Origin of the sequence: Streptomyces sp. SAI-127 (assembly GCF_029894425.1) — a bacterium.
Taxonomy (GTDB): Bacteria; Actinomycetota; Actinomycetes; order Streptomycetales; family Streptomycetaceae; genus Streptomyces.
The window spans coordinates 3,754,398-3,770,027 of the sequence record NZ_JARXYJ010000001.1 but is presented as its reverse complement, the minus strand read 5'-3'; the positions used below and the strand labels follow the sequence as shown (position 1 = coordinate 3,770,027).

Below are 15,630 nucleotides of genomic sequence, written 5' to 3'. Positions count from 1 at the left end.
GGACACCCGGGCCGGTATGGCACGGGCGTGCTGTCGACAGGTCCTCGGACTGACTCTCATATGTGCTGATGCACGCATGAGTACACCGTTGCGGGACAGTTCCGGATTCGCACCGGATTCCCCTGCGGCGACAGCGAGCATGAGCATACATCTTGTGCTGGGTGAGGAAAGCAGGCCCATATGTTGTGTCGCGGTGACTTCAGAGCGTCAACTGGTAAGTGAGAAGCGTGAAGTCGTCGCCGGGTATCGGGTTCCAGTCGCGCTCGGGGGCGCGGGTGAAGCCGAGGCGTTCGTAGATGTGGTGAGCGGTGTGCATCGTGGGCTGGGTGCACAGGACGACGCCGGTGGCCGTGCCGCTCGCGCGGTCGACACAGGCCTGAACGAGGGCCTGTCCGATGCCTCTGCCCCGGGCCGCGTGCGCCACCGCGAGCATGCGGATCTCTGCTTCTCCGGGGCGGGCGAGGTCGGCCAGGGGGCCACCGGAGGGGACGAAGGTGACCCCGCCGAGGATGTCGTCGTTCTCCGTGGCCACCAGGACGTCCGCGGCGGACGCCCTCTTGGCCACGTCCTTGAGTTCTTCGAGGTACCAGTCGCTCTCACCGAACAGGAGAAGGCCGTCCTGGAGGTAGGCCTGGGCGGTGATCTCGCCGAGGGGTTCGTAGTCGGCGGGTACCGCGGGGCGGATCAGGATGTCCATGCGGGTGAGTGTGCCCGACGGATACGACAACGGGCCGCCGGACGAGAACTCCGACGGCCCGTGCGCACCGTGACTAGTGGGCCGTACCCGCAGTCGCCGGCGGAAGCTCCACCTCGACCCCGGGGTCGCCCGCGTCCGCCGTGTAGTCCTCCGGGCTGGTCTCGTCCACGCCGTCGGGAACGTTGGCCGCCTTCAGGACGAAGGTCAGGACCACCGTCACGACGACGTTGAGCACGAACGCCGTCAGGCCGATGTAGCCGATCTCGCCGATGCCCGGGATCTCCTTCGCCGAGCCGCCGAAGTGCTTCTGGGTCGGGGAGGCGACGCCGTACGCGGCGACCGTGCCGTAGATCATGCCGACCGCCCAGCCGGCGAGCAGGGCCCAGCGGTGGAACCAGCGGGTGAAGAGGCCGCCGACCAGGGCCGGGAAGGTCTGGAGGATCCAGATGCCGCCCAGCAGCTGGAAGTTGATGGCGACCGTCTTGTCCATCGTGAGGACGAAGACCAGCGCGCCCACCTTCACCAGCAGGGACACCAGCTTGGAGACCTTGGTCTCCTGCGCGGGCGTGGCGTCCGGCTTGATGAAGTCCTTGTAGATGTTGCGGGTGAACAGGTTCGCGGCCGCGATCGACATGATGGCCGCCGGGACCAGCGCGCCGATGCCTATCGCCGCGAAGGCCACGCCCGCGAACCAGGACGGGAACATGTCCTCGAAGAGCTGCGGGATCGCCAACTGCGGGTTGGTGACCTTGACTCCGGCCGCGATCGCCATGAAGCCGAGCAGCGCGAGCAGGCCCAGCATCAGCGAGTACAGCGGCAGGATCGTGGTGTTGCGGCGGATCACCTCACGGCTGCGGGAGGAGAGCGTCGCGGTGATCGAGTGCGGGTACATGAAGAGCGCGAGTGCGGAGCCCAGCGCCAGCGTGGCGTACGTCCACTGGCCCGCCTCCAGCGGGACGAGGCCACCGGCCTTGGCCGCCGTGTACTTCTCGCTCGCCGCGCCGAAGACGTCGTCGAACCCGCCCAGTTTGATCGGGATGTAGATGATCGCCACCGCGATGACGATGTAGATCAGCGTGTCCTTCACGAACGCGATCAGGGCGGGGGCCCGGAGTCCGGAGGAGTACGTGTAGGCCGCGAGGACACCGAAGGCGATCAGCAGCGGGAGGTCCTTGACGAACCAGTTCGTGTTCTCGCCGCCGCCGACCCCCATCACGTCGAGGACCGCCTGGATACCGACCAGTTGGAGCGCGATGTACGGCATGGTCGCGAGGATGCCGGTGACCGCCACCGCCAGCGACAGACCCTTGGAGCCGAAGCGGCCGCGCACGAAGTCCGAGGTCGTCACGTATCCGTGCTTGTGGGAGACCGACCACAGGCGGGGCAGGAACGTGAAGATCAGCGGGTACACCAGGATGGTGTACGGCACCGCGAAGAAGCCGGCCGCGCCCGCAGCGTAGATCGCCGCGGGGACCGCGACGAACGTGTACGCCGTGTAGAGGTCGCCGCCGAGCAGGAACCAGGTGACCCAGGTGCCGAACGACCGCCCGCCCAGGCCCCATTCGTCGAGGCTGTGCTCGTTCTCGGCCTTGCGCCAGCGCGCGGCCAGGAAGCCCATGACCGTGACGGCCACGAAGAAGATGATGAAGACGGCGAGTGCCACGCCGTTGACGCCGTCGTTCACTTGGTACCTCCGTGGCGGGCACGCTGGTCACGCTGCCACAGCTTGTACGCGGTCATCGTCAGCGCCGTGGAGATCAGCACCCACAGCATCTGGTACCAGTAGAAGAACGGGATGCCGATGAACGTGGGGTCGACCTTGGCGTACGAGCCGACCCACAGCATCGCCACGAACGGGGCGACGAGGCAAAGGGCTATGACCACCCTTGCCGGTGTCACCACCGGCGGTCTCACTTCAGGTGCGTCCGACATTCCGCGACTCCGTCCCCTGGCTGATCACCTGTAACGCGCAGGCAATCTAGGTCACGGTGTCAGGTGAGCGGAAGACCTCGTCCGCATATCGGTATGTCGATTCTGTGAAGCATCAACAGCAGCATCAACAGCAGCGGAAGCCTTGGCGGGGATCTCCTTCCTGACGTTGCGTCCGCATCCGTTCGAACGCCCGCCGCGTCGGCACCGGCGCCTGCGGGTCGTCCCGGCGTACATGCGCGACATAACGGTCGTAGGCCGACTCGTCGGTCAGCTCACGCACGTACCAGCGCACGGACCTAAACGCCCGTCGGAGTGACCGCATCCCGCGCCTCCTCCCTTTCCTTCCGGGTCGGGATCAGACCGGCCGGGGCCAGGATCTTCGACTCGACGTACGGCGCCTCGCTCAGCGTGGACAGCGCGGGACGGCGCAGGTGCCGGACGCAGACCCGCAGGGCGTCGGCGATCACCACCACGATCAGCAGGGCGAGGACGGCCGTGAGGACGCCGTCGACCGTGGAGTTGGTGACCACGGTGTGCATGTCGTCCATGCTCTTGGCGGGCGGCAGGACCTTGCCGTCGTCGATGGCGTCCTGGAACACGGACCGCTGCTTGAAGAAGCCGACCTTGGGATCGCTGGAGAACACCTTCTGGAAGCTGGCCGTGAGCGTCACGGTCGCGTCCCAGACGAGCGGAATCCCGGTGATCCAGGCCCACTTGAGGCGCCCCGACTTCACCAGCAGGGTGGTGCAGACGGCCAGCGCGACCGCGGCGAGCAGCTGGTTGGAGATGCCGAAGATCGGGAAGAGCTGGTTGATCCCGCCGAGCGGCTCGTGGACGCCCACCCACAGGAAGTAACCCCACAGCGCGCACACGATCGCGCTGGTCAGGACCAGTCCCGGCTTCCAGCTGATGTTCTTGAACGGCCGGTAGACGTTGCCCAGCATGTCCTGGAGCATGAACCGGCCCACGCGCGTCCCCGCGTCCAGCGCGGTCAGGATGAACAGTGCCTCGAACATGATCGCGAAGTGGTACCAGAAGGCCCTGAGGCTCCCGCCGGTGACCTTGGAGAAGATCTCCGAGACGCCGACGGCGAGGGTCGGGGCGCCGCCGGTGCGGGAGAGCAGGGTGGCCTCCTCGACGTTCTTCGCCGCCTGGGCGAGCTCGGCGGGGGAGATGGAGTAGCCCCAACCGGTCACCACCTGCGAGGCGTTCTCGACGGTCGTGCCGATCGCTCCGGCCGGCGCGTTCATCGCGAAGTACAGCCCCGGGTCGATGATGCTCGCCGCGACCAGGGCCATGATCGCGACCGACGACTCCATCAGCATGGAGCCGTAGCCGATCATCCGGACCTGCGTCTCCTTCTGGATCATCTTCGGCGTCGTACCGCTCGAGATCAGGGAGTGGAAGCCGCTCAGTGCCCCGCCAGGCGATGGTGATGAAGACGAAGGGGAACAGTGAGCCCGCGAACACCGGACCGTCGCCGCGCGAGGCGAAGTCCGTCACGGGGTCCATCCTCAGCGTCGGCAGCGCGATGACGACACCGAGGGCGAGGAGGGCGATCGTGCCGATCTTCATGAAGGTGGAGAGGTAGTCGCGGGGCGCCAGGAGCATCCACACGGGCAGGATCGAGGCGATGAACCCGTACGCCACCAGCCAGACGACCAGCGTCGAGGGCGCGAGGGTGAAGGCGCCGGCCCACGAGGACTCCGCCACCCAGCGGCCCGCGACCAGCGCGAGCAGCAGCAGTCCCACGCCGATGAGGGAGACCTCGGCGACCCGGCCGGGGCGAAGTACCCGCAGATAGAAGCCCATCAGCAGAGCGATCGGGACGGTCATCGCGATGGAGAAGGTGCCCCAGGGCGAGGCGGCAAGGGCGTTGACGATGACGAGGGCCAGTACGCCGAGCAGGATGATCATGATGGCGAAGGCGGCGATCAGGGCGGCCGCGCCACCGAAGGGGCCGATCTCCTCGCGGGCCATCTGCCCCAGTGAGCGTCCGTCCCTTCGCGTGGAGAAGAACAGCACCACCATGTCCTGCACCGCGCCCGCGAAGATGACCCCCGCGATGATCCAGACCGTGCCGGGGAGATAGCCCATCTGCGCGGCCAGCACCGGGCCGACGAGCGGTCCGGCGCCCGCGATGGCGGCGAAGTGATGGCCGAGCAGGACACGGCGGTCGGTGGGGTGGAAGTCGATGCCGTTGTCGAGGCGTTCGGCCGGGGTGGCCCTGGTCGCGTCGACCTTCAGGACCTTGTACGCGATGAACTTCGAGTAGAAGCGGTAGCCGATCGCGTACGACCCGAGGGCGGCCGCGACCATCCAGGCGGCGGAGACGTCCTCACCCCGGGCGAGCGCGAGCACGGACCAGCCGGCGGCGCCGACCAGGGCAACGAGGGTCCAGATGACGATGGTTCGGACGTTCGCGGTACGCACGAGGCGGTCCTCCCGTCCAGACGGAGTCGGAAGGACCGTAGAGCAGGATGTGCGGTTGCGCTACACCGCGTGCGGTACCGGAAGGGACTAGTCGACAGGCCTCTTGAGGCGGGCCACGCTGCATTGTCCCGGGGGGTAACCCCCGGACCCCCAGCCGACCCCGCTCACACCCGGGCCTTACTCCACCGGCCGCTTGAGCCTGGCCACGAACTTGTACCGGTCGCCCCGGTACACCGACCGCACCCACTCCACCGGCTCGTCCGTCTTGTCGAACGAGTGGCGGGACAGCATCAGCATCGGCAGGCCCACGTCGGTGCCGAGCAGGCCCGCCTCGCGCGGGGTGGCCAGGGAGGTCTCGATGGTCTCCTCGGCCTCGGCGAGATGGACGTCGTAGACCTCGGCGAGCGCCGTGTAGAGGGACGTGTACTTGACCAGTGACCTGCGCAGGGCCGGGAAGCGCTTGGCGGAGAGGTGGGTCGTCTCGATGGCCATCGGCTCGGCGTTGGCCATGCGCAGGCGCTCGATGCGCAGCACCCGGCCGCCCGCGGTGATGTCGAGGAGTTCGGCGAGCCGGTCGTCGGCGGTGATGTAGCCGATGTCGAGCAGTTGCGAGGTGGGTTCGAGACCCTGGGCGCGCATGTCCTCGGTGTAGGAGGTGAGTTGCAGCGCCTGCGAGACCTTCGGCTTGGCGACGAAGGTGCCCTTGCCCTGGATGCGCTCGAGCCGGCCCTCGACCACCAGCTCCTGGAGGGCCTGGCGCACGGTGGTGCGGGAGGTGTCGAACTCGGCGGCGAGCGTGCGCTCGGGCGGTACCGGAGTGCCGGGCGACTGGGTCTCCGTCATGTCGAGCAGGTGCTTCTTCAGGCGGTAGTACTTGGGCACGCGCGCGGTACGGACGCCTGCCCCGCCCTCGGTCTCCGCACTGCTGACGTCGCTGCTCATGGTCTGCCTTCCCGGCTCCGGATGCGGATCACATCGTGATCCCTTCTGTATACCGTCGCCGTCTCTTTTGGTCTAGTCCACCAAGGTAAGTGGTCTAGCGGACGAGAGTACTCCGGCGCCGCTGTTTTCGCTGGCTTCTTTACTAATGGTTCCTGCATATGTAGCTCGCATAACGGCTGGTCAGAGCCATTTCGTGAGCCCTTGACAGGCTTCGTGGTCTGGTCCAAGCTCCCCCTACTGGTCTACACCATTGGTCCAGGTCCCGGCCTGTGGGCGGGAGGTGTGGGCATCCCTGAGGAGGGTGGCGTGAAGCGCAAGCTGGCAGCCGCGATCGGTATCGCGGGCATGGTGGTCTCCGTCGCGGCATGTGGGAACAGCGACAGCGGAAGTTCGGACAACAGCGGCGCGGACGCCAAGGAGCTGACCGTCTGGCTCACCGTCGACGCTCAGAACAACTGGCCCGAGCTGGTGAAGGCCGCGGACGCAGCGGTCCAGAAGAAGCACCCCGGCATCAAGATCAACCACGAGTACTACGGCTGGCCGGACAAGAACACCAAGCTCGACGCGGTCCTCGCCACCGACAAGGCCCCCGACGTGGTCGAGATGGGCAACACCGAGATGCTGGGCTACATGGTCAAGGGCGCCTTCGCACCCCTGGACACATCGAAGTTCACCAACTCGTCCGCCTGGCTCGACGGTCTCAAGGCCTCGGTGTCCTACGACGGCAAGACCTACGGCGTCCCCTACTACGCGGGTGGCCGCGTCGGCAACTGGCGCAAGGACGTCTTCGCCTCGGTCGGCGTCAAGTCCACGCCGAAGACCTACGCGGAGCTCACCGCCGCCCTGGACAAGGTCCAGAAGAAGGAGGGCGACAAGTTCTCCGCCTGGTACCAGCCCACCCGTGACTGGTACGCGGCCATGTCCTTCGTCTACGACGCCGGCGGCTCCATCGCCAAGGAGGACGGCGGCCAGTGGAAGGCCAACCTCTCCTCGCCGGAGTCCGTCAAGGGCCTCACCGACTTCAAGAACGTCGTCGACAAGTACATGCACGGCGACAAGACCAAGGACGAGAACGACCGTTACATCGTCTACGGCCAGGGCAAGTCCGGCATGATCTTCGGCGCGGCCTGGGAGGGCGCGACCTCCGCCGACCCGAAGAACGACAAGACCGGCAAGCTCAAGGACAACCTCGAGAACTTCGTGATGCCGGGTCCCTCCGGCAAGAACCTGCCCGTCTTCCTGGGCGGTTCGGACCTCGCCGTCCCGGTGAAGTCCAAGGCGCAGGCCGTCGCCGCCGAGTGGATCAACGCCTTCGTAGGTCCCTCCGGCCAGAAGGGCCTGATGGCCAAGGGCAACCTGCCCAACAACAAGACCGACCTCGCCACCCTGAAGAACGACCCGGCGACCGCGGTCCCGGCCACCGCGGCCGAGTCCAACTGGTTCGTCCCGATGGCGCCCGGCTGGGGCCAGGTCGAGAAGGCACAGATCCTGCAGAACATGCTGCAGAACATCGGCACCGGCAAGAAGTCGGTCGAGGCCGCCGCGAAGGAGGCGGACGCCGCGATCGACAAGGTCATCAACACCAAGTGACCGCAGGCAGGGCCCCGTTGAGACCGGCGGGGCCCTGCTTCTCGTACGACGTGAAGGACCGCTGAGGAGCACGCGATGAGTGCCGCAGACACGACCACCCCCACCGAGGTGCCGCCGCCGATGTCGGTACCACCGCCGTCCAGGCCGGTTCTGCCGCGCAGAAAGCGGACCTTCAACGCCACGCCCTGGCTCCTGCTCGCCCCCTGTCTGCTGATCCTGGTGCTGGTCCTCGGCTATCCGCTGGTCCGCCTGGTCACGCTGTCCTTCCAGAAGTTCGGACAGTCCCAGCTGTGGGGCTTCCTGCCCGCGGACTGGGTCGGATTCGACAACTTCACGGGCGTCCTCGACGACGGCGAGTTCTGGTCCGTCGTCGTCCGGACCGTCGTCTTCGCGGCCGGCTGCGTGATCTTCACAATGGTCGCCGGCATGCTGATCGCGCTGCTGCTCCAGCGGGTCTCCGGCTGGGTGAAGACCCTCGTCAACATCGCGCTGGTGGCCGGCTGGGGCATGCCGATCATCGTCGCCACCACGGTCTTCAAGTGGCTGTTCGACGCGGACTACGGCATCCTCAACGCGCTGCTCAGCAAGCTGCCCGGGGTCGAGATGATCGGCCACAACTGGTTCGCGAGCGGTCCCCAGGGCCTGGCCGTGATCATGCTGCTCGTGGTCTGGGGCGCGGTGCCCTTCGTCGTCATCACCCTGAGCGCCGGGCTCACCCAGGTCCCGGCCGAGCTGGAGGAGGCGGCCCGGCTGGACGGCGCGGGCGCGTGGGGCATCTTCCGGTACGTCACCCTGCCGATCCTCAAGCCGCTCATCGTGATGCTGACGACCCTCTCGGTCATCTGGGACATGGGCGTCTTCCCTCAGGTGTTCGTCATGCGCAACGGTCACCCGGAGCCGGAGTTCCAGATCCTGACGACGTACTCGTATGACCGCGCCTTCGTGGTCAACGACTACGGGCAGGGCTCGGCGATCGCCCTCATCACGGTGCTCCTGCTGCTCGGGGTCGTCGCCGTCTACATGCGCCAGATGCTGAAGATCGGAGAGGTCGAATGACCATCATGGACGCGGTCGCCACGACAGGGAGCGGCTCGGGGCGCACTTCGCGGCCCCGGAAGTCCAAGGTCGGCTGGAACCTCCTCGGTCTCCTCGTCTTCGTCACCGCCGGCTTCCCCGTCTACTGGATGCTGAACACGGCGTTCAAACCGGCGAAGGACGCCATCGACCCGGACCCGAGCCTGCTGCCGACGGGGTTGACGCTGGGCAACTTCAGCCGCGCACTGGACATCGCCGACTTCTGGGGCCCGGTCGGCCGCAGCCTCGTCGTCTCCCTGTCGGTCGTGGCGATCGGCGTCGTGGTCGGCACCCTGGCCGCCCTCGCCATCTCCCGCTTCGCCTTCCGCGGCCGCAAGGTCGTGATCGTGGGCATCCTCGCGGTCCAGATGGTCCCCCTGGTCGCGATGATCATCCCGGTCTTCCTGCTCCTCAACGACCTCGACCAGTACGACAAGTTGTCGGGCCTGATCATCACGTACCTGACCTTCATCCTCCCCTTCACGGTGTGGACGCTGCGAGGCTTCATCGTCAACATCCCCAAGGAGCTGGAGGAGGCGGCGATGGTCGACGGCTGCTCGCCCACGGGCGCCTTCCTGCGGGTGGTCTTCCCGCTGCTGGCCCCCGGCATGGTCGCCACCTCGGTCTACGCCTTCATCCAGGCCTGGAACGAGTACCTCTACGCCCTCATGCTGCTCAGCCAGAAGAACCAGACCGCGACCGTCTGGCTCGGCAACTTCACCACCAAACACGGCACCGAGTACGCCCCGATGATGGCCGGTTCCACCATGATGGCCGTGCCGATCGTGGTCCTCTTCCTCCTCGTCCAGCGCAAAATGGCCGCGGGTCTCACCGCGGGCGCCGTGAAGGGATAACGCCCCCCGATGACGACATTCGCCAGCGGCACAGACACGCTGACCCGCGACGCGCTGACCGTCCTGCAGCCCGGCTTCACCGGCACCACCGCCCCCGACTGGCTGCTGCGCCGCCTCGGCGAGGGCCTCGCCTCGGTCGGCCTGTTCGGCCGCAACATCGCCTCGCCGGAACAACTGACCGCCCTGACTGCCCAGTTGCGCGCCGAACGCGACGACGTCCTGGTGGCCATCGACGAGGAGGGCGGTGACGTCACCCGCCTCGAGGTGCGCACCGGCTCGTCCTTCCCCGGCAACCACGCACTCGGTGCGGTGGACGACGTGGAACTGACACGGGAGGTGGCCGCGGAACTGGGCCGCCGTCTAGCGGCCTGCGGGGTCAACCTCAACTGGGCTCCGTCGGCCGACGTGAACTCGAACCCGTCCAACCCGGTGATCGGCGTCCGCTCCTTCGGTGCCTCCTCCGGCCTCGCCGCCCGGCACACGGCGGCGTACGTCACGGGGTTGCAGTCGGCGGGAGTCGCGGCCTGCACGAAGCACTTCCCGGGCCACGGCGACACCGCGATCGACTCCCACCACGCGCTGCCGCGCATCGACGTGGACGAATCGGTCCTTCTGGAGCGGGAACTGCGGCCCTTCCGCGCGGCCATCGCCGCCGGCACCCGCGCGGTGATGACCGCCCACATCCTGGTCCCCGCCCTGGACCCGGAGCGCCCGGCAACCCTGTCCCACACAGTGCTGACCGATCTGCTCCGCGGCGAACTCGGCTACACCGGCCTCATCGTCACCGACGGCATGGAGATGCAGGCCATCGCCGGCACCTACGGCATCGAGCGTGGCAGCGTCCTGGCCATCGCCGCCGGCGCCGACGCGATCTGCGTGGGCGGCGGCCTGGCCGACGACGAGACGGTACGACGCCTGCGCGACGCCCTGGTCTCGGCGGTGCGCTCGGGTGAACTCCCCGAGGAGCGGCTCGCGGAAGCGGCGGAGCACGTCCGCACGCTGGCCCACTGGACGGCGGCCGGCGCGGCCGACGCGCAGCTCCCGGCCGACGAGGAGGTGGGACTGCGCGCGGCCCGAAGGGCGTTGCGCATCACCGGCGCGGACGGCTTCACCCCCCTCACCACGGCGCCCTACGTCGCCGCCTTCACCCCGGTGGCCAATGTGGCCGTCGGCGACGAAACGCCCTGGGGCGTCGCCGCCGAACTCGCCCGTCTGATCCCGGGCACGGAAACGGGCAGCTTCGCCGGCGAGGACGCGGGCCTCGCCACCCTGGCCGCGGCCGGCCCACGCCGCATCGTGGCCGTGGTGCGCGACGAACACCGCCACCCCTGGATGGGAGCGGCCCTGGACACCGTCCTCAGAACCCGCCCCGACACGATCGTGATCGAAATGGGCCTCCCGCAGGCCCCCGCCCGAGGAGCCCTGCACATCGCGACCCACGGCGCCGCCCGGGTCTGCGCCAGAGCGGCGGCGGAGATCATCGCGGGGGAGTAGGGCGGTAGCAGGGCTGTACTGAACAAAGGTGCCGGTCCCTTGAAGGGACCGGCACCTTTGTGCCACCCGGCGACCGACAGCATCCGGCAGCCGAGAGCCGCCCTAAATCCCCTGCCAGTCGGGCTTGTTGACGAACGTGTGCCGGAAGTAGTCCGCCAGCTTCAGCTTGGAAGCGGCACCCTCGTCGACCACCACCGTCGCGTGCGGATGCAGCTGAAGCGCCGACGCAGGACACACCGCGGCAACCGGCCCCTCCACAGTCGCCGCAACCGCATCGGCCTTCCCCTCACCCGTGGCGAGCAGCACCAGATGCCGAGCCTCCAGGATGGTCCCGATGCCCTGGGTGATGACGTGATGCGGGACCTGCTCGATGTCCCCGTCGAAGAACCGCGCGTTGTCCACCCGGGTCTGCTCGGTCAAGGTCTTGATCCGAGTCCGCGAGGCCAGCGAGGAACACGGCTCGTTGAACCCGATGTGCCCGTCCGTCCCGATCCCGAGCAACTGCAGATCCACGCCCCCGGCATCGGCCAGCGCCGAGTCGTAGGCCTCACAGGCACCGGGGATGTCCTCCGCCGTCCCGTCCGGCCCCATGAAGGAGGACATCGGTACCCCCAGCGGCTCCAGCACCTCGCGCCGCAGCACCGAACGGTACGACTCCGGATGTTCGGCGGGCAGCCCCACATACTCGTCGAGCTGGGCTATCCGCGCCCGCGAGGCGTCCACGGCCCCGGACCGCACCTTGGCCGCCAGCGCCTCGTAGATGGGCAGCGGGGTCGAGCCGGTCGCCACGCCGAGCAGGGCGTCGGGCTTGCGCCGGAGCAACTGGGCCATGGCCCCGGCGATGAGCTCGCCACCCGCCTTGGCATCCGGAACGATGACAACTTCCACGCTGGGCCTGCCGATCTGAGGAAACGGTCTGATCTGGAGTGACGGGTCTGAACCGAGGGGGCTCGACCGAACCCGGTGCGGCCCATGTGGTTTAGACCAATCTAACAGAATCGGGTTTCACGGCCCAGGTCCACGAAGGCCATCATCGCGTCACATCTCGGACAGGCCCCATTGTGCGCGGTCGAGCGTAAGGGGGAGTGGAGCAGGCGCCATGAGCACCATCACGACACCCCGACCCCCAGAGCGAACTGGTTGCGTAGACGTCCTGTGCCCGGCCGGGCGGTTCACGGCATCGAACCCCCCGTCGCGTCCACCCAGCTCCCGGTCACCCAGCGCCCGTCGTCCGACGCCAGGAACGCCACCACGTCCGCGACGTCAGCCGGTGTCCCCACCTGTCCCAGCGCCGAATACGCCTCCGCCTGCGCCCAGCCGCCCTCGGTGCCGTGCAGGAACCCGGCGGTGTTGTCGGTGTCGATCAGGCCAGGTGCCACCGAGTTCACCCTGATGCCCCGGGCGCCCAGAACCTTGGACAGATCCCGGGAGAACACGTCCAGTGCACCCTTCGTCATGGAGTAGGCCATGTTGTGCGGCATGGCGGCGGTGCGGGCGAGTCCAGAGGAGATGTTGATGACCCGGCCGCCGTCCCGCAGTCGTATCGCACCCTGTTTGACCAGGAAGAATGGTGCCTTGACATTCACCGCGAAGAGCCGGTCGTACTCCCCTTCGTCGATCTCCTCGATGGGGCGTGAGGAGCCGATTCCCGCGTTGTTCACGAGGATGTCCAGCCCGTCCGCGTGCCGGTCGAACTCCTCCCAGAGGGCCTCGACGGCTCCCGGTGTCTCCAGCTCCGCCCCGATCGTGAAGGCGGAGCCGCCGGCCGCCTCGATCGCGGCCACCGTCGCCTTCGCCGCCGCCTCACTCCTGCCGTAGTGCACCGCCACCCGCGCGCCGTCCCGCCCGAGTCGCTCGGCGATGCCCCGCCCGATGCCCCTGCTCGCCCCTGTCACCAGAGCTGTCCTGCCCGTGAGCACGCCCATCACGACGCCCCTTTCCCATTTTTCTATCGGTCGCTACAGAAAAACCGTACAGGGCACCTCGGGTCTTTATCTAGTACCCGCTATACAATTCACTCCATGGTGAGCAGCGAGGAGACGGAAGCGCAGGTCAAGACCGCGGCCAGGGCATCGAGACTCCGCGGCCGACCTCGGTCCTTCGATCGGGCGACGGCTCTGGAGAAGGCGATCCTGGCCTTCTGGGAGCACGGCTACGAGGCCACGTCCGTCTCCGACCTCACCCGCGTCATGGGTATCGGCGCCCCCAGCCTCTACGCGGCCTTCGGCGACAAGCGGTCGCTGTTCGAGGAGGTCGTCCAAGAGTACGGAGCGCGGTACGGCTCCTTCGGTGACCGTGCTCTCGCCGAGGAGCCCACCGTCCGGGCCGCGATGGAGCGGATGCTGCGCGAGGCCGCGGTCGAGTACACGGCTCCCGGTCGCCCGCACGGCTGCCTCGTCATCCATGCCGCGACCAACTGCTCCAGCCCGGAGGTCGAGGAGTCGCTGCGGGTGCGGCGCAACGCCAACATCGCCGCCTTCGAGAGCCGTGTAAGGGCGGGGATCGCCGCGGGAGAGCTGTCCGCCGACACCGACGCCGCCGCGCTCGCCCGGCACGTCGGAGCGGTGATCCAGGGCATGTCCCAACAGGCGCGCGACGGCGCGAGCCGGGAGGAGTTGGAGGCGGTCGCGGAAATTGCCATGGCTATCTGGCCCCGCACATGAACCCACACGGGTTAGGCTGCGTGGTGGTTGTTAGGGCGTCCGAGTAGTTGACTCCCGTGAGGGAAAGCTCCAACAACAAACAGGCTCCAACGCATGGACACACCTAGTGGTCTAGTCCACAATTGAACGCGTGACTTCCGTCTTCCCCGCACAGGAAGGCGGACCGAGGAACCGGAGCTCTCTGCCCTGACTGCCCCGGGTCCTCATCCTCGGCCGACCGGGACCGCACACCCCACGGCCGATATTGCTCCGGGCTGCGGTGCCGGGAAGGTTGAGGGTCCTTCCCAGGCGCCGCGGCCCGCGGGTGTTCTCGGGGCCCGGTGTTTTTAGGTCGCTCACATACCCCCAGGTACGCTCGCACCTGTGCCCTCCATGAACGAACTGGTCCGCCAGCACACCGCCCTCGACGACTCCGACCTCGAGTGGCTGCATCTGCTGGTCTCGGAGTGGCAGTTGCTCTCCGACCTCTCCTTCGCCGACCTCGTTCTGTGGGTGCCCACCCGCGACGGCACCCGCTATGTCTCCGTCGCCCAGATGCGGCCAAACACGGGCCCCACCTCCTACCAGGACGACATGGTCGGCCACCTCGTCCCGCGCGGCCGCCGCCCCCTGCTGGACGCGGCGCTCGACGAGGGCCGGATCGTGCGCGAGGGCGACCCGGAGTGGCGCGAGGAGGTCCCGGTCCGTGTCGAGTCGATTCCGGTACGACGGGAGGGCCGCGTCCTCGGTGTCATCGCGCGCAACACCAACCTGCTCACCGTGCGCACCCCGAGCCGTCTCGAACTGACCTATCTGCAGAGCGCTTCGGACCTGGCGCAGATGATCGCGGCCGGCTCCTTCCCGTTCCCCAACCAGCAGATGGACATGGACGCCGCCCCGCGCGTCGGCGACGGTCTGATCAGGCTGGACGCGGACGGCATCGCCCAGTACGCCTCCCCGAACGCCCTGTCCGCGTACCACCGCATGGGCCTCGCCTCCGACCTCGTCGGCCAGCACCTCGGCAGGACCACCGCCGAACTCGCCCCGACCCGCGGACCGGTGGACGAGGCGCTCGCCAAGGTCGCCAGCGGCTGGGCGCCCCGTGAGTTCGAGATCGAGGCGCGCGACGGGGTCATCCAGTTCCGGGCGATTCCGCTCAAGCCCAAGGGCACCCGCATCGGTTCGCTGGTCCTGCTGCGGGACGTGACGGAACTGCGCCGACGCGAGCGCGAGCTGATCACCAAGGACGCGACCATCCGGGAGATCCACCACCGGGTGAAGAACAATCTCCAGACGGTGGCGGCCCTGCTCCGCCTCCAGGCCCGGCGCATCGAGTCCGACCGCGGCCGGGAGGCCCTGGAAGAGGCGGTACGGCGGGTCGGTTCCATCGCGATCGTGCATGAGACGCTGTCTCAGAACCTGGACGAACGCGTGGAGTTCGACGAGATCGCCGACCGGGTGCTCGCGATGGTCGCCGAGATCTCCCCGGGCAAGGTCACCGGCCGGCGCAGCGGACGCTTCGGCATCCTGGACGCCGAGGTCGCCACCCCGCTGTCGATGGTTCTGACGGAAATCCTCCAGAACGCCCTGGAGCACGGCTTCCGCGAGGGCGAGACCGGCACGGTCGAGGTCTCGGCCGTCCGCGGCGGTACCACCAAGGAGGCCCGTCTCCTCGTTACCGTCCAGGACGACGGCGTCGGCCTGCCCGAGGGCTTCGACCCGCACACCGGGGGCAACCTGGGCCTGCAGATCGTACGGACGCTGGTGGAGGGCGAGTTGGGCGGTACGTTCGACATGGTCCCGGCGCCGGGGGGCGGCACCCGGGTGATCCTGGACGTACCGGTGCTGGCGCACAAGTAGATCCGTGCACGGGCGGGGGCACCGGCACAGCAAAAAGCCCCGGACCGTTCAGGGGTCCGGGGCTCAAATGCTCGTTGCCAGCGTTTGCTGCGCATCGGGGTACTGCGCGCTG

At 68.0% G+C, this 15,630-nt stretch carries 13 protein-coding genes, 1 pseudogene and 1 riboswitch; of the genes and pseudogenes, 6 read left to right on the top strand and 8 right to left on the bottom strand.

Features of this window, described 5'->3' with window-relative positions:
• Positions 1 to 39: 39 nt before the first annotated feature.
• A riboswitch (cobalamin riboswitch) is annotated at positions 40 to 122 on the bottom strand.
• 77 nt (positions 123 to 199) lie between these two features.
• The 6 genes and pseudogenes from M2157_RS17055 to M2157_RS17030 all read right to left on the bottom strand — a co-directional run bounded on the left by M2157_RS17055 (position 200) and on the right by M2157_RS17030 (position 6,004).
• Positions 200 to 697, bottom strand: a complete 498-nt coding sequence (locus M2157_RS17055; RefSeq protein ID WP_280865654.1) for a GNAT family N-acetyltransferase — start codon at positions 695 to 697, stop codon at positions 200 to 202.
• Positions 698 to 770: 73 nt separating this feature from the next.
• Positions 771 to 2,381 carry a sodium:solute symporter family protein gene (locus M2157_RS17050; RefSeq protein WP_280865653.1) on the bottom strand — a complete coding sequence of 537 codons (1,611 nt, stop codon included), beginning with the start codon at positions 2,379 to 2,381 and terminating at the stop codon, positions 771 to 773.
• On the bottom strand, positions 2,378 to 2,629 hold the full coding sequence (locus M2157_RS17045; RefSeq protein WP_079141343.1) for a DUF3311 domain-containing protein: 252 nt from the start codon (positions 2,627 to 2,629) through the stop codon (positions 2,378 to 2,380). Before M2157_RS17045 ends, M2157_RS17050 begins: the two co-directional genes overlap by 4 nt.
• A gap of 124 nt (positions 2,630 to 2,753) precedes the next feature.
• Positions 2,754 to 2,951: a YbdD/YjiX family protein gene (locus tag M2157_RS17040; RefSeq protein WP_280862634.1), complete on the bottom strand. Its 198-nt coding sequence runs from the start codon at positions 2,949 to 2,951 to the stop codon at positions 2,754 to 2,756.
• Positions 2,926 to 5,062 (bottom strand): annotated as a pseudogene (locus M2157_RS17035) (carbon starvation CstA family protein). The gene M2157_RS17040 and the pseudogene M2157_RS17035 overlap by 26 nt, the downstream one beginning before the upstream one ends.
• Before the next feature lie 177 nt (positions 5,063 to 5,239).
• Positions 5,240 to 6,004, bottom strand: a complete 765-nt coding sequence (locus tag M2157_RS17030) for a GntR family transcriptional regulator (protein WP_280862632.1) — start codon at positions 6,002 to 6,004, stop codon at positions 5,240 to 5,242.
• A gap of 306 nt (positions 6,005 to 6,310) precedes the next feature.
• On the opposite strand from M2157_RS17030, the gene M2157_RS17025 reads away from it, so the two are divergent.
• From M2157_RS17025 to M2157_RS17010, 4 genes are all read left to right on the top strand, one after another.
• Positions 6,311 to 7,594: an extracellular solute-binding protein gene (locus M2157_RS17025; RefSeq protein WP_280862631.1), complete on the top strand. Its 1,284-nt coding sequence runs from the start codon at positions 6,311 to 6,313 to the stop codon at positions 7,592 to 7,594.
• Positions 7,595 to 7,669: 75 nt separating this feature from the next.
• Complete coding sequence (locus M2157_RS17020) at positions 7,670 to 8,650, top strand: sugar ABC transporter permease (protein ID WP_280862630.1); 981 nt, start codon at positions 7,670 to 7,672, stop codon at positions 8,648 to 8,650.
• 5 nt (positions 8,651 to 8,655) lie between these two features.
• The gene (locus M2157_RS17015; RefSeq protein WP_280863791.1) at positions 8,656 to 9,522 is read left to right on the top strand and encodes a carbohydrate ABC transporter permease; all 867 of its coding nucleotides are present in this window, start codon (positions 8,656 to 8,658) and stop codon (positions 9,520 to 9,522) included.
• Between the two features lie 9 nt (positions 9,523 to 9,531).
• Positions 9,532 to 11,016 carry a glycoside hydrolase family 3 protein gene (locus tag M2157_RS17010; RefSeq protein ID WP_280865652.1) on the top strand — a complete coding sequence of 495 codons (1,485 nt, stop codon included), beginning with the start codon at positions 9,532 to 9,534 and terminating at the stop codon, positions 11,014 to 11,016.
• Between the two features lie 102 nt (positions 11,017 to 11,118).
• Here M2157_RS17010 and nagB read toward each other — a convergent pair whose 3' ends face one another.
• Both nagB and M2157_RS17000 read right to left on the bottom strand, forming a co-directional pair.
• Positions 11,119 to 11,904 carry a glucosamine-6-phosphate deaminase gene (gene nagB / locus M2157_RS17005; RefSeq protein WP_280862628.1) on the bottom strand — a complete coding sequence of 262 codons (786 nt, stop codon included), beginning with the start codon at positions 11,902 to 11,904 and terminating at the stop codon, positions 11,119 to 11,121.
• A 284-nt stretch (positions 11,905 to 12,188) separates the two neighbouring features.
• A complete protein-coding gene (locus M2157_RS17000) occupies positions 12,189 to 12,941 on the bottom strand; it encodes an SDR family oxidoreductase (protein WP_280865651.1) in 753 nt (250 codons plus the stop codon).
• Positions 12,942 to 13,037: 96 nt separating this feature from the next.
• Between M2157_RS17000 and M2157_RS16995 the strand changes: the two genes are divergently transcribed.
• A complete protein-coding gene (locus M2157_RS16995; RefSeq protein WP_266522210.1) occupies positions 13,038 to 13,679 on the top strand; it encodes a TetR/AcrR family transcriptional regulator in 642 nt (213 codons plus the stop codon).
• A gap of 372 nt (positions 13,680 to 14,051) precedes the next feature.
• Positions 14,052 to 15,518, top strand: coding sequence for a PAS domain-containing sensor histidine kinase (locus tag M2157_RS16990; protein ID WP_280863790.1), 1,467 nt, complete (start codon positions 14,052 to 14,054; stop codon positions 15,516 to 15,518).
• The last annotated feature ends 112 nt before the right edge of the window (positions 15,519 to 15,630 follow it).

Coding starts and splice junctions, on each gene's coding strand:
- M2157_RS17055 (WP_280865654.1), bottom strand. CDS start 697: ATGGACATCCTGATCCGCCCCGCGGTACCCGCCGACTACGAACCCCTC.
- M2157_RS17045 (WP_079141343.1), bottom strand. CDS start 2,629: ATGTCGGACGCACCTGAAGTGAGACCGCCGGTGGTGACACCGGCAAGG.
- M2157_RS17040 (WP_280862634.1), bottom strand. CDS start 2,951: ATGCGGTCACTCCGACGGGCGTTTAGGTCCGTGCGCTGGTACGTGCGT.
- M2157_RS17030 (WP_280862632.1), bottom strand. CDS start 6,004: ATGAGCAGCGACGTCAGCAGTGCGGAGACCGAGGGCGGGGCAGGCGTC.
- M2157_RS17020 (WP_280862630.1), top strand. CDS start 7,670: ATGAGTGCCGCAGACACGACCACCCCCACCGAGGTGCCGCCGCCGATG.
- M2157_RS17015 (WP_280863791.1), top strand. CDS start 8,656: ATGGACGCGGTCGCCACGACAGGGAGCGGCTCGGGGCGCACTTCGCGG.
- M2157_RS17010 (WP_280865652.1), top strand. CDS start 9,532: ATGACGACATTCGCCAGCGGCACAGACACGCTGACCCGCGACGCGCTG.
- M2157_RS17000 (WP_280865651.1), bottom strand. CDS start 12,941: ATGGGCGTGCTCACGGGCAGGACAGCTCTGGTGACAGGGGCGAGCAGG.
- M2157_RS16995 (WP_266522210.1), top strand. CDS start 13,038: ATGGTGAGCAGCGAGGAGACGGAAGCGCAGGTCAAGACCGCGGCCAGG.
- M2157_RS16990 (WP_280863790.1), top strand. CDS start 14,052: ATGAACGAACTGGTCCGCCAGCACACCGCCCTCGACGACTCCGACCTC.